Genomic DNA, 16715 nt, shown 5'->3' on the forward strand with positions numbered 1-16715 from the left:
CAGGTTTGCCCCCATAATGGTTTCATGCCCGAGTTACCCGAGGTCGAAGCGCTCGCGGGCTTCCTGCGCGAGCACGCGGTCGGTTCCGTCATCGGCCGCATCGACATCGCTGCGCTGAGTGTGCTCAAGACGTTCGACCCGCCGATCACCTATCTGCAGGGCCGAGACGTCACCGACGCCGCGCGTTTCGGCAAACACCTCGCATTACAGGCAGGTGACCTGTGGCTGATCACCCATTTGTCCCGCGGTGGCTGGCTGCGATGGACGGACAATCCGTCCGCCGCTCCGCCCAAGCCGGGCAAAGGCCCGCTCGCGCTTCGCGTTCACTTCTTCACGCCCGAAGGTCTGACGCCGGCGATCGACCTGACCGAAGCCGGGACCAAGAAGCGCCTGGCGGTGTGGGTGGTACGAAATCCGCAGGACGTGCCAGGCATCGCACGGCTCGGTCCCGACGCCCTCGAAGTTACCGAGGCCGAATTCGCCGAGATCCTCGGTGGGACGACGGCGCGGCTCAAGACCTCTCTCGTCGATCAGTCATTGCTCGCCGGCATCGGGAACGCGTACTCCGACGAGATCCTGCATGTCGCGAAATTATCGCCGTTCGCGTCCTCGAAGGGCCTCGACTCCGAGGCGGTCGCTCTTCTGTACCGCACGATGCGAGATGTGCTCACAGATGCCGTATCCCGCTCGGCTGGCCAGGACGCCGCACGGTTGAAGGGGGAGAAGCGCTCCGGTATGCGAGTGCACGCGCGAACGGGACTTCCGTGTCCGGTGTGCGGTGATCCTGTGCGCGAAGTCTCCTACGCGGAGCGTTCCTTCCAATACTGCGCAACCTGCCAGACCGGCGGCAAGATCTTGGCCGACCGCCGGATGTCCCGACTGCTCAAGTAGCCGAAGGTTCCGTTTTCTGGCTCGCGTAGCCCTTGTATCCCTCCCATGCTTGGCGACGGTCACGCCGCGGATCACGTTGGACTCGGGTGCGGGCGTCGAAAATCATGGTCTCTCTTGCAGTTTCGTCGTAGGCAGGCCACTCGGGCAGTGCCGTGCCGGTGCGTGCGAAATGCAACCAGTTCGACTGAACCTTCTCGGTGACCTCCGCGAACGCCTTGCGTCCCCCTGGGGCGGTCATGACCTTGCCGAACAGGGTTTCGTTGATTCCGAAGACCGCGAACAATTCGAAACCATGGGTTGCGTCGAGTCCGAGCCACTTCATCACCCGCGGTGCGAAATCGAATCGGTAGCTGAAGGTGGGTGCCCGTCTCGAATGCGCTTCGGCCACTTCGAGCGACGGCTTCCAGAATGTGAAATCGCCGCCGATGTCGATTGCAGTCGACTGGCTCGGGTAGCCCGGATATGCGTCGGTGACAGCATCTTTGGCGGCCGGGTCGGTCAGCGAGAAGAGCGTGTCGATACGCGCGGGGTTGGTCGGTAGCGCATCGAGGAACTTCGGAAAGAGGGTGCCTTCGCGACCGTTGGTGCCGATGATCAACGGAACCTGATGAGCCGAGCCGTCCTGGTAGGCGTCGAGCGGGTTCTTGGGAAGGTAGTCACCGTCGACGACAGGTCCGAAAGGATGCAATCCAGGAGTGTTCTTCAGGACGGAGAACGCGAGCTTCGTTCCAGCCCGGCCGAATCGAGCGACGTCCGCCTGATCGAGCGTGTCGGCGACGTTGCCGCCGTCGCCGAGGAATCCGACGAATTCTCGTGCCCACCCCGTCGCACGATCCTGCGTCGCGACCAGTCCGGGAGCCGAACTTTCCGAGATCGCGCGGTGAAAGAGTCCTTCGGCCGCGGGCGTCGCCATCAGCGTCGTGACGGCGTTCCCGCCAGCCGATTCGCCGAATACCGTCACGTTGGACGGATCGCCGCCGAATTCAGCGATGTTGCGCTGCACCCACTCCAGTGCCGCGACCTGGTCGCGGAGGCCGAGGTTGGAATCGAACGTCCTGGTCGGCGTCGAGAACTGTGTCAGATCGAGGTAGCCGAGAGCGCCGAGTCGGTAGTTGATGGAGACGTACACGATCCCGTCGCTGTCGCGCAGCGAGCGCCGCACGAGAGATCCTCCGCCGTACAGAGGCGTCGCCGACGTGCCGAGTGTGTACGCACCGCCGTGGATGAACACCATGACCGGACGCGGCTTGCTGCTCGGACGGCTCGGCGCCAATACGTTGAGCGTCAGGCAGTCTTCACTCGACGGCTGATACTTGCCGACCGAGAGCATCGTGCCCCGCTTGTGCTGAACCGACGCGTTGCCCCATTCGGTTGCGTCCCGCACGCCATGCCACGGTTGCACCGGTTGAGGTGCCCGCAACCGGCGAGGGCCCACCGGTGGAGCCGCATACGGGATGCCCCGCCACGTAATGAGGTCGCCGACCGGCTTTCCTTCGACGATGCCGTCCGAGGTCTTCACAGTGGTGTTCGCTGACATGTTTGCGAGTCTACGGATCGAACTTACCGGCGGGTAGGTTTTTGGAAGGATGGAGAATCGTCGGCATGGACTTCGAATACCGAGCCGACATCCTCCAACTGCTGGTCTCGCCCGAGCATGCCTACTTCGGCCGTGCGAAGGACGGTCCCGCAGGCCATGTCGCCACGTCGTTGGTCGACGCGGTGGACGTCGTGGCGAACAAGGGTATTCGCGGCGATCGCTTCTTCGGGGTCAAGGCGCACACCGAGGCCGCAGTGACGTTCCTGGCTGTGGAGGCGTGGGAAGCCGTCGGGGACATCCTGGGCGTCGACGTTCCGGATACCGCCGTGGCCAGGAGAAACATCGTCGTCCGTGGGCTCGAGCTCGATCCGTTGCGCGGTCTTGAATTCGAGCTCGATTCCGGCGATGGGCCGGTGCGATTTCGCGGCGGTAGGACCGCTCATCCGTGTGTCTGGATGGACACGATGGTCGTCGAAGGAGCTCGGAAAGCGTTGATCGGCCGGGGTGGGCTTCGCGCGGAACCGCTGACCACCGGAGTTCTCAGGGTGGGGGAAGTTATCGTGCGCTCACCGGTGGAACTGGATTCTTCTCGGGCGGCGGACCAGGTGAAGCGGGCGCAGCCCCTGTAATGCGCTTCGCGCCCGTGCGCGAGTAATTACCGCCGAACGTAACTACGCACTCACCGAGGGATTGCTCATGAAGTGAATCTGTGCCCATAATGTGAGTAGAAGTGTGGCCCGTCACACAGGCGTGTGTAGTACCGAAAGGGAACCGATGTCCTTACCCCTCGATGGCGTCCGAGTGCTCGAACTCGGAAACTACATCGCCGCACCCACAGCGGCGCGCATGCTCGCAGACTTCGGCGCCGAGGTGATCAAGGTCGAGCGGCCCGGTACCGGAGACGAACTGCGCAATTGGCGTCTCTACTCCGGGACGACCTCGATGCTGTACCGCACGATCAACCGGAACAAGAAGTCGATCGTCCTCGATCTGCGCACCGAGCAGGGCCGTCAGGACGTCATCGATCTTGCCGCCAAGAGCGACATCGTGCTCGAGAACTTTCGGCCTGGAACGCTGGAGAAGTGGGGCCTGTCTCCGGAGACGCTCAGTGCGAAGAATCCCGACCTGATCATCACGCGCATCTCCGCATTCGGTCAGACCGGCCCGATGTCCGAGCGCCCCGGTTTCGCCGCAGTGGCCGAATCCTACGGGGGATTCCGTAACCTCGTCGGCGATCCGGATCGGCCGCCTGTACGCGTCGGGGTCTCGATCGGCGACTCCATCGCGGGGCTGTATGCCGCATTCGGTTGCGTCATGGCTCTTTTCCAGCGACAGACCGCGAAAGCTGGTTTGTCGCTGGAGCAACGATCCATCGACGTCGCACTGAACGAGTCGATTCTGTCGATGATGGAATCACTCATCCCGGACTATCTCGCCTACGGCGTCGAGCGCGAGCGAACCGGCGGACGGATGGAAGGTATTGCGCCTTCGAACGCATACATGTGCAACGACGGTCACTCGGTGGTCATCGCTGGGAACGGCGACGCGATCTTTCAGCGCTACATGGACACCATCGAGCGCCCGGACCTCGGGGCCGACCCGGAACTCGCGACGAACGCAGGCCGCTGGAAGCGTCGCGACGAACTCGACGCCGCGATCAGCGCCTGGACCGGAATGCGTTCGCGTGAACAGGCATTGAAGATTCTCGATGACGCAGGTGTGCCCTCAGGCCCGATCTACACCGCGGCCGATGTCGTCGCCGACGAGCAGTACGCGTCCCGGGACATGATTCAGCATTTCCCGGTCGACACGGGTGGCGACGAACCGGCCGATGTGGGATTCGTCGGTATCGTGCCGGTGATCGGCGGGAAGTCGATTCCCATCAGGTCGGTCGGCCCCGATCTCGGTGAACACACCGCGGAAGTATTGAGAGACCTACTGGGCAGAGAGGACGCCTGATGTACGAGTTCGTACCCAAAGCCCAGTTGCGTGACGTCACGCTGCGCGACGGATTGCAACTGACCGGGAAGCTTCTCGACGTCGATCGGAAACTGCAGGTCGCACGCGGCTTGCTGAAGGCGGGCGTGCCCGCCCTCGAAATCGGGTCGATGGCGCGCGGAGATCTGGTGCCGCCCATGGCGAACACCCTCGAGGTCATCGGAGAACTCTCTGCGGAGGAGCTCGAACGCTGCTGGGTGTGGGTTGCGACGCCGCGACACGTCGAAAAGGCCGCTGCCGCAGGCGCACGCAACTTCCAATACTGTTTCTCGGCCTCCGACTCGCACAACGAGGCCAACATCGGGCGAACCACCGAGGCATCCCTCGCCGCGATGCCCGACGCAGTGCAGATATCCCAGTCCGTCGGCGGGCAGATCGAACTGTGCATCGCCACGTCGTTCACCTGCCCGTTCGAAGGTCAGGTCCCGCAGGAGCGAGTACTGGCGATCGCCAACGACGAACGAGCAACCGGCACCAGCGATATCGTCATCTGCGACACGCTCGGCCAGGCTGTACCCGCTCAGGTGTCCTCCCTCGTGTCCCGCGTGGCCGCCGAATCGCCCGCCAGGCGCATCGTGTTCCACGGTCATGACACATGGGGACTCGGCGTCGCCAACACCCTTGCCGCGATCACGGCGGGCGCCACGATGGTCGACGGTTCCCTCGGTGGTCTGGGCGGCTGCCCCTTCGCGCCCGGTGCAAGTGGAAACACCTCGAGCGAAGACATCTTGTTTGCCACCCGCCCGGACTGGTTCACACCCGATACGCTGGCAGGCATGGTCGAGATTTCCGAGAAGCTCCTCGCCGAACTCGGTGAGCCCATGCGCTCCAAAACCGTCCAGGGTGCACGTTCAAGCCAATCTGGTCATTCCGCGGGCTCCACTCCTGCCGCCCGGGCTTTCGAGTGGGTCATATGAGCAAAATTCTCGTCACGACGCCGATTCCCGCTCCCGGCATGGACATTCTTGCTGCGGCGGGCGAGGTCGACGTCGTCGAACTCGACCACGACGGTCTGGTGGAGCGGTGCGCGTCGGGGGAGTACTCGGTGGTCGTGTCCCAACTCCGCGACCGTTTCGATGCGGAACTGCTCGCCTCTGCCAAGATCACCGGAATCTCCAACTATGCAGTGGGATTCGACAACATCGATGTCGATGCAGCTACTGCGCGTGGCATCACCGTCGCCAATACTCCCGGTGTACTGACCAATTCGACGGCCGACATCGCGATGCTGCTGATCCTGTCCACTGCCCGGCGTGCGATCGAGGCAGATCACTTCGTTCGGTCCGGTGCGTTCACGGGCTGGGAACCGGAACTGCTGCTCGGCAGCGACGTGTCAGGCCAGGTGCTGGGCCTCGCCGGCTTCGGCCGGATTGCACGTGCCACCGCTTCTCGTGCACTCGGCTTCGGTATGACGGTCAAGTTCTGTCCCCGTCCGCCGTCCGATCGCGAGGTGACCGACGAGGAGTTGGGTGAGTTCGCGGGACGCGTCGAACACGTGTCGTGGGAAGAGCTGGTCGCGACGAGTGACTTTCTGTCCCTGCATGTTCCGCTGAGTGAATCCACCCACCACCTGGTCGACGAACGTGCGCTGTGGGCGATGAAGAATTCCGCGATCCTGATCAACACCGCTCGCGGGCCTGTGGTCGACGAGGCCGAACTCGTGCGAGCGCTGCGTGAGCGTGTCATCGCAGGCGCCGGGCTCGATGTGTACGAGCGCGAGCCCGCGCTGGAGCCCGGTCTTGCGGGACTGCCCAATACAGTTCTGTTGCCCCATGTCGGGAGTGCGACGGTCTCGGTCCGGTCCGAGATGGCTCGTCTGTGCGCAGAGAATGCCGCGGCGATGGCGACGGGTTCGCGCCCACTCCATCCCGTCAACTTTCAGGAAGGGTAACGGCCGCCGAGGGTTCGGGTTATCTGCTCGGCGTGGGACACGAGCAGGTCCACCCACTCCTCGCACTGTGACAACGGCATTCGGAGGGTCGGGCCGCTGATGGTCAGCGCCCCGATGACATCGGCCGCCGAGTCGAACACCGGTGCCGACAAGCCCGACGCTCCGGACTCTCGCTCACCGGTTGTGATGGCGTACCCGTCGGCGCGGGCCTGGACCAAGGTCGCACGCAGGGTGTCCGCCTCGGTGATCGAGGCGTCGGTCATGGATTCGAGTGTGCCGGACAGTATCCGTTCGGCGAGTGCGTCGTCGTACGCGAGGAGGACCCTGCTCGCCGAGCCGACATTCAACGGGATCACTTTGCCGACGTACATGTCTCGGCGTAGCGCATGCCTGGTCTCTGCGATCGCGACGCAGACGCGGTAGTTCTGTTCCGGGCGGAAGAAGCAGGTTGTTTCGGTTGTCAGATCCCGAACCTCTTTGAGTACTGGGTTGACGATCGACAGCACATCGAGGTCCTTGGTTGCCGTCGCGGCCCAGTAGGCCATCCTGACCCCGATTCGGATTCCGTCGCCACTGCGGTCCAGAAACCCTTGCGAGACCAAGTTTGTCACCAGTCGCTGAACCGTCGAGGTCGGAATACCCGTCGCGTGCTGGAGTTCGCCAAGGGTCATCGAGGGCTTGTCGAAGGAGAAAGCGTCGAGAATCTCGGTGATCTTGCCCAGCACCAGAAGTGGCTGCTGCTTGGATCCGTTCTCTTGGCTCACCTCTTCAACTTAGCCGTCCGGGACGCAATGATGCGACGGACGGGGGACTCGAGGCCGAGAATTGCCAATGACCACAGCCCGACAACGGTGAACGACAGTGCGCATGCGACCAGCATGAGGGCGGCGGTGATGATCCCTCCCACGAGGCTTCGTCCTGAGTTGTAGGGTGCGATGTCCGGGTTGCGCTCGATGACCCATTCGATGAGGGCAATCGCGATCACCGAGACTGAGATCGTGCCGACGTACAACGACGTCGCGCTCGGATCGAATCCGTCCTTCTCGGCGATCAACTTGGTCGGAAACGGTAGAAACACGATGCTGAGAAGCCAGAGAAAGTTGGCCCACGCCAACGGCATCGTGTAGCCCGTCAGGTCCTTGAAGATCGAGTGATGGGTGAGCCACAGCCGGAAGATCACCGCGAAACTGAGTACGAATGCGAGGATCTCGACGAAGTGCTCGGAGACCAGATCCCACGTGGTGAGGTCCGCGCTCGGTTCGGCGATGTCCACCAACGGCAGAATCAACAGCGTCGCCGCTATTGCCACCACGGCGTCGCTGAAATTGACGAGCCGCTCGAAACCTCGCTGAGTCTCCACCGATGTCCCTACTGCTGACGACGCGATTCGAGCAGCCGCAACCACACTTCGCTCACCGTCGGGTACGACGGCACAGCGTGCCACAGATCGTCGAGGGTCACTTTGCCGACCAGCGCGACGGTGGCGGCATGGACCAACTCGTCGACGCCGGGGCCGACGAAGGTCGCGCCGACGATGACGTCCGCCGCCTTGTCGACCACCAACTGTGCGTGGCCCGAATAGTTGTCCTGATACAGCGACGACCCCGCGACTGCGATGTCGACGCCGAGAATTTCGACGTCGATTCCGGCGTCCCGTGCTTGCTTCTCGGTGTGCCCGACGGCGGCTACCTGCAGCGGAGTGAACACGACCTGGGGTATCTGCCCGTGGTCCGCGCTCGCGGTGAAGCGCTTGCCGTGCAACGGTTTTCCGTCTGCGAGAGCGGCGATGACGTCACCGGCAACGCGGCCCTGGTATTTGCCCATGTGGGTGAGCGGCGCACGGCCGTTGATGTCGCCCGTCGCGTACAGCCACGGGGCGCCCGGTACCTGCAGATGATCGTCGACGTCGACGTACTTCCCGTCCTCCTGGCCGACCAGCGACAGGCCGAGGTCGGTGCTCGCGGGCTTTCGGCCCGCCGCAACCAGGATTTCGTCGACCGTGATCGTTTCGCCACCCACGGTCAGTTCCGCGGGCCCTCCGTGAACCTTGCCGATGCCCGTGTCCTCGGCGGACGGCCTGGAAACGGCCGTCAGGTCGGCGTCGAAGATGATCTTTGCGCCGCGTTTCCGCAGGGCCTCGGCGACCAGATCGCTTGCGAACGGTTCGCTGCTCGCCAGGAGTCGGGATCCTCGGACGATCATCGTCACCTCGGATCCGAACGACAGCAGCCAGGTTGCCGCTTCCGAGGCGACGACCCCGCCCCCGATGACGGCCACTCGCTTGGGGATCTCGTGGATGTTGGTGGCGTCGCGGGAGGTCCACGGCAGTGCGTCGCGTAGTCCCTGCGTGTTCGGAACCGATGCTGTGGTGCCGGTAGCGAGGATCACCGCATGACGCGCGGTGAGCGTCCGGTCGCCGACCTCGACGGTCTTCTCGCCGCTGAGTCTGCCGTGGCCGCGGACCACCGAGATACCTGCGGATTCTGCCCAGTCGACCTGGGAGGAATCGTCGAGCGAATGTGTGAAGGATTCCCGACGTGCCAGGACGGCGTCGACGTCGAGCGTGCGCTCGCCGACGAGTTCCTTCACGCCCGGCATGTTGCGTGCCGTCTCCAGGACTTCGCTCGGCCGCAACAGTGCCTTGCTCGGCATGCACGCCCAGTACGAGCATTCGCCGCCGACCAGTTCGTGTTCGACGATCACCGCGGTGCGGTCGCTCCCGGCGATGGCGTAGCTCGCGGCGTTCTCGCCGACGGGACCGCCGCCGATCACGATGACATCGAATTCGTCCCTACTCTGCTCTGTCATCACACCAGAGTGGCATAGGGTCCAAGGTCATGGGGAAGACGAGGAACAAGATTCTGATCACCGGCGCGAGTTCGGGCCTCGGCGAAGAGATGGCCAGGCGTTTCGCTGCGCAGGGCAAAGACTTGGCGCTCTGTGCCAGGCGCCTGGACCGGCTCGAAACGCTGCGCGACGAACTGATCATCGCCAACCCGGGAATCTCCATTGCGATACGCAGCCTCGACGTCACCGACCACGATGCCGTCGTGCGTGTTTTTGCCGAGATGCGGGACGAGCTCGGAGGACTCGACAGGGTGATCGTCAACGCCGGACTCGGTAAGGGCGCCAAGATCGGCAGTGGACGTGCCGACGCAAACCTTGCGACGGCACGCACCAACTTCATCGGCGCGCTGTCCCAGTGCGAGGCGGCGCTGGAGATCTTCCGGGCGCAGAAGTACGGCCACCTGGTACTCGTATCCTCGATCAGCGCCGACCGAGGATTGCCAGGAGCGAAGGCCGTCTACTCCGCCAGCAAGGCAGGCGTCGCGGCGCTCGGTGAGGCTCTCTCGGCCGAACTGGCCAAGACGGACATCGTCGTCACCACACTCTTGCCAGGCTTCATCGCCACCGACATGTCCTCGAAGGCAGGCGACAACAAGGCTCTGACCGCGACCCTGGACGAGGGCGTCTCGGCTATGGTCACGGCCATCGAAAAGGAACCGCGGCGCGCAGCGTTGCCTGGGCTCAAGTGGCGCGGGATCGATGCGGCACTGCGGTTCCTGCCGAACGAGGTCACCAACCGCCTCGTCTGACCGTCTCTACTGCAGGTAGTGCTCGACCTGCTCGACGGGATTGGCCGTCGCCTCGTCAGGATTCTGTCCCGCGTCCAGACGTGCTCGGCGCTGGCGGAGGAGGTCCCAGCACTGATCGAGCGCGTGCTCGATCGACGCCAGTTGCGCCTGCTCGTCGACGGGGTCGAGCTCACCGGCCTCGGTCTGTGACCGCAGCTTGTGCTCGGTGGCCACCAGTTGCTCGATCTTGCTGTAGATGTCGTGCTCGCTCATGGGTCCACGGTAGAACTTTCTCGGCCTACGCGCCCCCCTGCTACCACGACTTGTACTCGAACGCGCAGCCTTCGAGCACGGTGGCAGCGCGGTCGGCGAGAATCGGTGCGTACTGTTTCTCGGTAGCGACGAGCGACAGAGTCGTCGTCGCTTCCGTCCTCGAGACGTACGCGGAGAGAGCCGTCGCCGTGGTTTTGCCCTCGGCGCCTGGATGTATCGCCCGTGTCGCGAGGGAGCGTGCGCGACGGCCGGCGATGGACTCCAGTGCCGCCGGAATCGGGCCGATGTTGGAACACAGCACCCGAGCTGTACCGGGCGACGCTGTCAACGACGCTGCTTTCTCGTCCGACATCAGTTGCACCGCTTCTGCGGGAAATCCGCTCGGTGCACCCGCGGGCCTGCCGAACGCAGCTTTGGTCGCCGACTTGATCTGGAGGGCTGTGTCGGCGGCAGAGACTTCGACGGTCGCCATGCCGATCCGATTGGATCCCTTGATCTTCGAACGGAACGGAACATTGACCGTGACGGGTTCGGATTCACCGAGCGCAGCAGCGACTCGTGCGACGACGGAGATGAACTCGGAGTTCGACAGTGTGGCATCGATGTCGAACACCGCAGAACTGATGTGCACGTCGTGCTTCTTCAGGGAGCGAGCGGCGCTTCGATACGCGCCTAGTTCGCGGCGTGCCGAACGGGTGTAGATCAGCCCGGCCGTGGCACGGATCGACGCGACGCTCACCCGGGCGGCAAGCGACAGTGCGTCGGCGAGATCCGAGGTGGATTTCGAGGGAGCAGGTCTGGGTGCGCGCCCGTCGAACGCTGCGCCCGCAGCCCGCACCAGTCCGGCCGCGTCGGCCAGCGCGTGCGAGCACACCAGGGACATGACTGTTCCGCCGGAGTCCGTGTGCACCAAAGACATACGCCATCCGGGACCGAGCTCAGGATCGAGGTCGACGTCGCCCTGTGCGTCGGCCCAGTCGAGCACATCGACGTCGGCTATGGGATCTGGTTCATAGGCCAGAGGGAGGGCGTCGGTGCACGGTCTCCATCGCCTACGTGCGCCGCGGATACGGGGAGTCACGACGCGTCGTCCGAGGTGCCCCAACGCGAGATTGGCATGCACCGCAGCGAAATCGACCACGTCGACGATTTCGTCGCTGCGCCAGATGCCCTGCAGGATGATCGGTAGTCCGTAACCTCGGTGCGTCCGCAGAAAGATGTCGTCGACGACGCTCAATCGATCGATCACGGCGTCGAGCTGCCGTGCCTGCCTGCGCCGGAAGCGAATTGTTGCGCGCCGCCGAGGGCATCGGCTGCCATCGAGATCGCGCCGTGGCGAAACTCGTTGGTGATCGCCGATTCTTCGTCCAGGCCGTCCTGTTCGAGGAGGGACAGTCGGTCTTCGCGCATGCAGGTTTGTGGAAGGAGAGCCAGCTGCGCTGCGAGCGCTTCCGCCTCGGAGCGAGCCCGGCCGACTGGAACGACTCTGTTCGCCAGTCCGATGGCCAGCGCCTCGTCGGCGTCGACGGCACGGCCGGTGAGAACGAGATCCATTGCGCGCGATGCGCCGATCAGCCGGGGCAGCCGGACGGTGCCCCCGTCGATCAGAGGGACACCCCAGCGGCGACAGAATACCCCGAAGGTGCTGTCCTCCTCGATAACTCGTAGATCGCACCAGAGCGCGAGTTCGAGTCCACCGGCCACGGCATATCCGGACACCGCGGCGATGACCGGTTTGGACAGGCGCATCCGGGTCGGGCCCATCGGGCCGTCACCGTGCTCGGTTGCGTGGTTCGAGCGTTCCGTTCCCAGTGCTTTGAGGTCCGCGCCCGAGCAGAAGGTACCGCCCTCACCCCACAGCACTGCGACGGCAGCGTTGTCGTCGGCGTCGAATTCCTCGAAGGCCGACACCAACTCGGCAGCGGTAGGGCCGTCGACCGCGTTTCTCGATTCGGGGCGTGACAGAACGATTGTGGTGACGGGTCCCGAGCGTTCGATCCTGACTGCCATCCCTCGACGGTACTCGAGGGGGCTTGCGGGAAGCAATGAATCGATGGTTCACTTCTTGTCATGCCGTATCGCCGCACCACGGCCGTGCAAGCCCGACTCGACGCTGGACGCGAGAAACTCTTCGCGTCGGCGATCGAGGTTCTGTCCGCACGGGGTTACGGCGGGTTGTCCATCGCCTCGGTTGCCGCAGCGGCCGGAGTGTCCGCGGGTAGCGTCTACACCCACTTCGAGAGCAAGTCGGACCTGGTCGTAGCCATCTTCCGTGAGGTCTGCAGCCGGGAAGTCGATGCCGTCGCAGCCGCGTCGTCCTCGGGTGATGTCGTCGAGCGCGTCACGGCGATAGTCGAGACCTTCGCCGGGCGCGCGATGAAGAACCGGACCATGGCGTATGCCCTGTTGGCCGAACCGGTCGATCCTGCGGTGGACGCTGAGCGGCTGGTGTTTCGGCGCAGCTTCACCGCGGCCATCTCCCAGGCGATCGTGGCAGGCGTGGCAGCGGGCGAAATTCCCGAGCAGAACGTCGAGCTGGCGGCTGCCGGGTTGGTTGGAGCCGTCGGAGAAATTCTTGTCGGGCCGCTCGGTCCGGATCGCGCATCGGGCCCCGAAGTCATCCCAGATCTCGTTGCTTTCGCCCTCCGATCGTTAGGAGTCACGCCATGACCTTTCCAGTCACCCACGAGGTGTTCAACCAGGTTCCGGACCTGCTGCCGTACAATACATCCCAGGATCGGTCATTGCGCGAGGGCCTCGATCGTGAGGGTGCGGGATGGTCTCTCGGTGAACTGAACGAACTCGGAGATCTCGCCGGAAGCGTCGAAGTGCAGGAGTGGGGCAGGCTCGCCAACGAGAATCCTCCGGTTCTGCGAACGCACGACCGGTACGGAAATCGCATCGACGAGGTCGAGTTCCACCCACACTGGCATGATTTGATGTCGGTCGCTGTTGCCAACGGACTGCACGCGACGCCGTGGCAGTGCGACCGTCCCGGTGCGCATGTCGCCAGGGCCGCGAAGTTCTACGCGTGGGGTCAAGCCGATGCAGGCCACATGTGTCCGATCTCGATGACGTACGCAGCAGTGCCTGCGCTACGGCACAATTCGGAATTGACGTCGATGTACGAATCGTTGCTCGCCTCGACGCATTACGACTTCGGTCTTCGGACTCCGACGGAGAAACGTGGACTCATCGCGGGTATGTCGATGACCGAGAAGCAGGGTGGGTCGGACGTTCGGGCGAACACGACCACCGCTGTGCCGTCCTCGGACGGTTCGTTCACGATCGTCGGACACAAGTGGTTCACCTCCGCGCCGATGTCCGACATGTTCCTCACCCTGGCCCAGGCGCCGGGCGGGCTCTCGTGCTTCCTGCTACCACGAGTGCTCCCGGACGGAACTCGCAATCGTATTGCACTGCAACGACTCAAGGACAAGCTCGGCAACAAGTCCAATGCGTCCGGTGAGCTCGAGTACCAGGGAGCCACGGGCTGGCTCGTCGGCGAAGAAGGACGTGGGGTGCCGACCATCATCGAGATGGTCAACATGACCCGACTCGACTGTGTCATCGGATCGGCGGCCGGAATTCGCAACGCGACGGTCCGTGCCGTCCATCATGCGCGCCATCGGTCGGCGTTCGGGGCATCCCTGGCGGATCAGCCTCTGATGCGAAATGTGCTGTCGGATCTGATCGTCGAATCCGAGGCCGCAACGGCTGTCATGATGCGCCTGGCGGGTGCGACCGATCGTGCTGTGCGTGGGGACGCCGAGGAAAGCGCACTGCGACGCATTGCGCTGGCGGTCACCAAGTACTGGGTGTGCAAACGCGCACCGTCGCATGTGGCCGAGGCGCTCGAATGCCTCGGCGGTAACGGCTACGTCGAAGAATCGGGCATGCCCCGTCTGTACCGCGAGTCGCCGTTGATGTCGATCTGGGAGGGTTCGGGCAACGTGGCCGCGCTCGACTCATTGCGGGCGCTCGCGAAGCAACCCGAGGCCGTAGAGGCGTACTTCACCGAGGTCGGACGCGCTGCGGGGGCGGATTCACGCCTGGACGACGCCGTGTCGCGCCTCGGCAAGGAGCTCGCCGACCGGTCCGACATCGAATATCGCGCCCGACGCGTCGTCGAGCTGATGGCATTGGTGTTCCAAGGAGCGTCGCTCGTACGTCATGGTGACCCGTCCGTGGCAGATGCGTTCTGCGCCAGCAGATTGGGTGAGGACTGGGGTGGTGCCTTCGGGACCCTGCCGACGGGGGTGGACACCGCGGCGGTTCTGTCCCGAATCTGAGCTGGATCTAGCTCGGATGTGCGGCGAAGGACCCACGCGGCTTGTGCTGGTTTGCAGCCAGTAGAAACGCGCGCGCAATGCGATCGGTGAGCTCTCGGGGTGAGGACAGGTCCTCCCAATTCCAATGGACTACAACCCATCCGAGGTCCTGCATGTGATTTCTGATCCGTTTGTCCTGTAGATCCGTCACGACTGCTTCGCTGCCGTACAACCCCTGCCCCTCGTATATTCCGACGACCCCGTGATCCGGATAGAGGAAGGGTACCGATGCAAGTGCGACACCGAACTCGTCGTACAGCGTGCGGCCGAGAAGTGGGGGTGGAAGCGGCAGCGTGTCGAGCTGCATTCGACTGCGCGATTCACCCGCGCTAGCGCTGCTCGCAGTCATGAACGACACAGCCTGCCTGGCTTTCGCGACACCCGTTCTCGTTCGCGCGTCACCCAGCGCATGCGACAGCTCGTCCTGTGTGGTCAGGCCGGTGCGTAGGGCATAGTCGCCGATACACACAGCGGGCTCCAGCGGCAGCGACCTCGCCAGGTCGACGATAGTCCGGGCAGGGGTGGTGACCGGAAAACCGTCTTTCACCGTCAGATCGCCCTCCGGTACGGGAGTACCGTGCAATATCCGCTGTCGACCGCGTTTGCCCGCGTACGAACGTCCGATCGTGAAAGTGACCTTGTCCAGCGGAATGTCCCAAGTTTCCATCCCGTGCAACACTGCTGCGGACACATGGCTGAAGACAGTGTCGGCGCTCGACTCCGCGTAGATTGCTTCGGCGAGCATCGAATGCCTGCGATGGGGATCGAGCGTTCGATACACGTCCGCGCGGATGAAGTACCCACGCCTCACGGTGACGAGCAAGCCGCTTGCACGTCCACGCCTCAAATCGTCGTCGGTGTGACCTCGTGCTAGCGCCTCGACCCGGGAAAACATTTCAGTCTGTTCGAAGTCCATACTGAGTTGGACGCGCGGGCCGACCATTTGGCTCCCGTCGGCTCGATTTTGGTTGCGCCGGGTTCGGGCGTGGGGTCGGATTTACCCCCGTGTTGTGCGCATTCACGCCGTCAGAACGCATAACGGGGGAGTGGATCGGGTTCGGATGTGGGTTCGGATTTACCCCCGTGTTGTGCGCATTCATACCGTCAGAACGCATAACGGGGGAGTACATCGGCCCGAAATGTGCCCTCCGGCCTGGGATATCGAGCCACCCGATCCAGCGCACGCTGTACTTGGTGCACAAGAGCAGCCGGGTCGGCCAGATTGCTCCACCCGAATCGCGTGAAGGCCCAGCCGATGTCGCGTGTCCGATCCTCTCGGCGCTTCTCCTCCATCAGATTATTCCGAACATCGAGGGGCCGTTCGCCGTATTTACCCTCGCCGTCGAACTCACAGCACAGCCACGGACCGCTGAACAAGAAGTCGGGGCGAGCGACAAATCGATTCATGGCATCGAACACGGACTGGTTGAGGTGTGGGGTCAGGCCGGCGGCGACCAGTATCAGCCGACTGCGGGTTTCGCCGACGCTGTCGCTGCGGTCCGACATGGCTGCAACCGCATCGGCTGCGCGCTGGACGCCGGTGCGGTGCCGGGCACGAGTGACGGCGTCGTTCAACTCCCGGGTGGTGACGAGGCCGCGGCGAAGAGCCGAATCGCCAACGCACACCGCGCGTTCGAAGTCGGTCGTGCGGGCGATATCGACGACGGTTCGCGCGGGTGTAGTCAACGAAAGGTTCTGATGCACGGTGGATTCGGAATCATCGAGGGCGGTGCCGTGGATAATCCGTCGCCGACTGGTTTTGGCTGTGATGCTCCGGCCACTGGTCGAGTGCACGCGCGCCAGTGGTAGACCCCACACGTCCATGCCCCATGCGATCGCTGCCGACTGATGGCTGAGCACCAGGGAACGCTCTTCCGACATCGCCCGCGCGAGCAACAGATGCTGTTCTTCGGAGTCGAGCGTGCAGAAATGCTCGGCGGTGACGTATGCCCCGGGACGCACCGCGAGCAGTTCCCCTCGCAACCGTGCGCGGCGTAGTTGCCCGTCGGTTACGCCGGACGCCAATGCTTGGTGGCGGAAGAACAATCCGTCGAAATCCATACCCTCTTGGACGCGTCGGACCTGTCGACGGATCCCTCGGTGCCGGATTTACCCCCGCAATGTGCGGTTCCGGGCCTCGACGACGCACATTAGCGGGGTAGATCGCGCTGCCGACTCGCGCTGCCGACTCGCGCTGCCGACTAGCGCAGCCGGCTCGC

The 16715-nt window shown here is 63.9% G+C and carries 17 protein-coding genes; 8 read left to right on the forward strand and 9 right to left on the reverse strand.

Annotated features, from left to right (window positions below; genetic code table 11):
* Window positions 1–24 precede the first annotated feature (24 nt).
* Window positions 25–891 (forward strand): DNA-formamidopyrimidine glycosylase family protein, encoded by an 867-nt coding sequence (locus tag D8W71_RS10380; protein WP_121113239.1) that lies wholly within the window; start codon window positions 25–27, stop codon window positions 889–891.
* Here the strand turns inward: D8W71_RS10380 and D8W71_RS10385 are convergent.
* Window positions 884–2428, reverse strand: a complete 1545-nt coding sequence (locus tag D8W71_RS10385; protein WP_121113241.1) for a carboxylesterase/lipase family protein — start codon at window positions 2426–2428, stop codon at window positions 884–886. The genes D8W71_RS10380 and D8W71_RS10385 overlap by 8 nt on opposite strands.
* 65 nt (window positions 2429–2493) lie before the next feature.
* Here D8W71_RS10385 and D8W71_RS10390 point away from each other — a divergent pair, with 65 nt between their 5' ends.
* The 4 genes from D8W71_RS10390 to D8W71_RS10405 all read left to right on the forward strand — a co-directional run bounded on the left by D8W71_RS10390 (window position 2494) and on the right by D8W71_RS10405 (window position 6317).
* Window positions 2494–3057, forward strand: a complete 564-nt coding sequence (locus D8W71_RS10390; RefSeq protein ID WP_121118950.1) for a molybdenum cofactor biosysynthesis protein — start codon at window positions 2494–2496, stop codon at window positions 3055–3057.
* Between the two features lie 145 nt (window positions 3058–3202).
* A complete protein-coding gene (locus D8W71_RS10395; protein WP_121113243.1) occupies window positions 3203–4387 on the forward strand; it encodes a CaiB/BaiF CoA transferase family protein in 1185 nt (394 codons plus the stop codon).
* Window positions 4387–5343, forward strand: a complete 957-nt coding sequence (locus D8W71_RS10400) for a hydroxymethylglutaryl-CoA lyase (RefSeq protein WP_121113245.1) — start codon at window positions 4387–4389, stop codon at window positions 5341–5343. The genes D8W71_RS10395 and D8W71_RS10400 overlap by 1 nt, the downstream gene beginning before the upstream one ends.
* The gene (locus D8W71_RS10405) at window positions 5340–6317 is read left to right on the forward strand and encodes a 2-hydroxyacid dehydrogenase (RefSeq protein WP_121113247.1); all 978 of its coding nucleotides are present in this window, start codon (window positions 5340–5342) and stop codon (window positions 6315–6317) included. Before D8W71_RS10400 ends, D8W71_RS10405 begins: the two co-directional genes overlap by 4 nt.
* Here the strand turns inward: D8W71_RS10405 and D8W71_RS10410 are convergent.
* From D8W71_RS10410 to D8W71_RS10420, 3 genes are read right to left on the reverse strand one after another with little or no spacing between them, the layout of a single operon-like run.
* A complete protein-coding gene (locus tag D8W71_RS10410) occupies window positions 6305–7081 on the reverse strand; it encodes an IclR family transcriptional regulator (RefSeq protein ID WP_121113249.1) in 777 nt (258 codons plus the stop codon). The genes D8W71_RS10405 and D8W71_RS10410 overlap by 13 nt on opposite strands.
* Window positions 7078–7677 carry a TMEM175 family protein gene (locus D8W71_RS10415; protein WP_161965436.1) on the reverse strand — a complete coding sequence of 200 codons (600 nt, stop codon included), beginning with the start codon at window positions 7675–7677 and terminating at the stop codon, window positions 7078–7080. Before D8W71_RS10415 ends, D8W71_RS10410 begins: the two co-directional genes overlap by 4 nt.
* 8 nt (window positions 7678–7685) lie before the next feature.
* The gene (locus D8W71_RS10420; protein ID WP_121118952.1) at window positions 7686–9125 is read right to left on the reverse strand and encodes a dihydrolipoyl dehydrogenase family protein; all 1440 of its coding nucleotides are present in this window, start codon (window positions 9123–9125) and stop codon (window positions 7686–7688) included.
* A 29-nt stretch (window positions 9126–9154) separates the two neighbouring features.
* On the opposite strand from D8W71_RS10420, the gene D8W71_RS10425 reads away from it, so the two are divergent.
* The gene (locus D8W71_RS10425; RefSeq protein ID WP_121113253.1) at window positions 9155–9913 is read left to right on the forward strand and encodes an SDR family oxidoreductase; all 759 of its coding nucleotides are present in this window, start codon (window positions 9155–9157) and stop codon (window positions 9911–9913) included.
* A 6-nt stretch (window positions 9914–9919) separates the two neighbouring features.
* Here the strand turns inward: D8W71_RS10425 and D8W71_RS10430 are convergent, their stop codons facing one another.
* Genes D8W71_RS10430 through D8W71_RS10440 form a run of 3 tightly spaced genes read right to left on the reverse strand, consistent with a single transcriptional unit; the run spans window position 9920 to window position 12175 of the window.
* A complete protein-coding gene (locus tag D8W71_RS10430; protein WP_121113255.1) occupies window positions 9920–10165 on the reverse strand; it encodes a DUF2630 family protein in 246 nt (81 codons plus the stop codon).
* Between the two features lie 40 nt (window positions 10166–10205).
* A complete protein-coding gene (locus tag D8W71_RS10435; protein ID WP_121113257.1) occupies window positions 10206–11414 on the reverse strand; it encodes a hypothetical protein in 1209 nt (402 codons plus the stop codon).
* Window positions 11411–12175 (reverse strand): crotonase/enoyl-CoA hydratase family protein, encoded by a 765-nt coding sequence (locus D8W71_RS10440; RefSeq protein WP_121113259.1) that lies wholly within the window; start codon window positions 12173–12175, stop codon window positions 11411–11413. The genes D8W71_RS10435 and D8W71_RS10440 overlap by 4 nt, the downstream gene beginning before the upstream one ends.
* A 60-nt stretch (window positions 12176–12235) precedes the next feature.
* Between D8W71_RS10440 and D8W71_RS10445 the strand changes: the two genes are divergently transcribed.
* Window positions 12236–12835, forward strand: a complete 600-nt coding sequence (locus D8W71_RS10445) for a TetR/AcrR family transcriptional regulator (protein ID WP_121113261.1) — start codon at window positions 12236–12238, stop codon at window positions 12833–12835.
* Entirely contained in the window at window positions 12832–14457 is a 1626-nt protein-coding gene (locus D8W71_RS10450; RefSeq protein WP_121113263.1) for an acyl-CoA dehydrogenase family protein, read from the forward strand. The genes D8W71_RS10445 and D8W71_RS10450 overlap by 4 nt, the downstream gene beginning before the upstream one ends.
* Before the next feature lie 7 nt (window positions 14458–14464).
* Here the strand turns inward: D8W71_RS10450 and D8W71_RS10455 are convergent, their stop codons facing one another.
* Both D8W71_RS10455 and D8W71_RS10460 read right to left on the reverse strand, forming a co-directional pair.
* A complete protein-coding gene (locus D8W71_RS10455) occupies window positions 14465–15391 on the reverse strand; it encodes a hypothetical protein (protein WP_236077828.1) in 927 nt (308 codons plus the stop codon).
* A 209-nt stretch (window positions 15392–15600) separates the two neighbouring features.
* Window positions 15601–16557: a hypothetical protein gene (locus D8W71_RS10460; RefSeq protein WP_121113265.1), complete on the reverse strand. Its 957-nt coding sequence runs from the start codon at window positions 16555–16557 to the stop codon at window positions 15601–15603.
* Window positions 16558–16715: the final 158 nt, after the last annotated feature.

Origin of the sequence: Rhodococcus sp. P1Y, from assembly GCF_003641205.1 — a bacterium.
GTDB lineage: Bacteria > Actinomycetota > Actinomycetes > Mycobacteriales > Mycobacteriaceae > Rhodococcoides.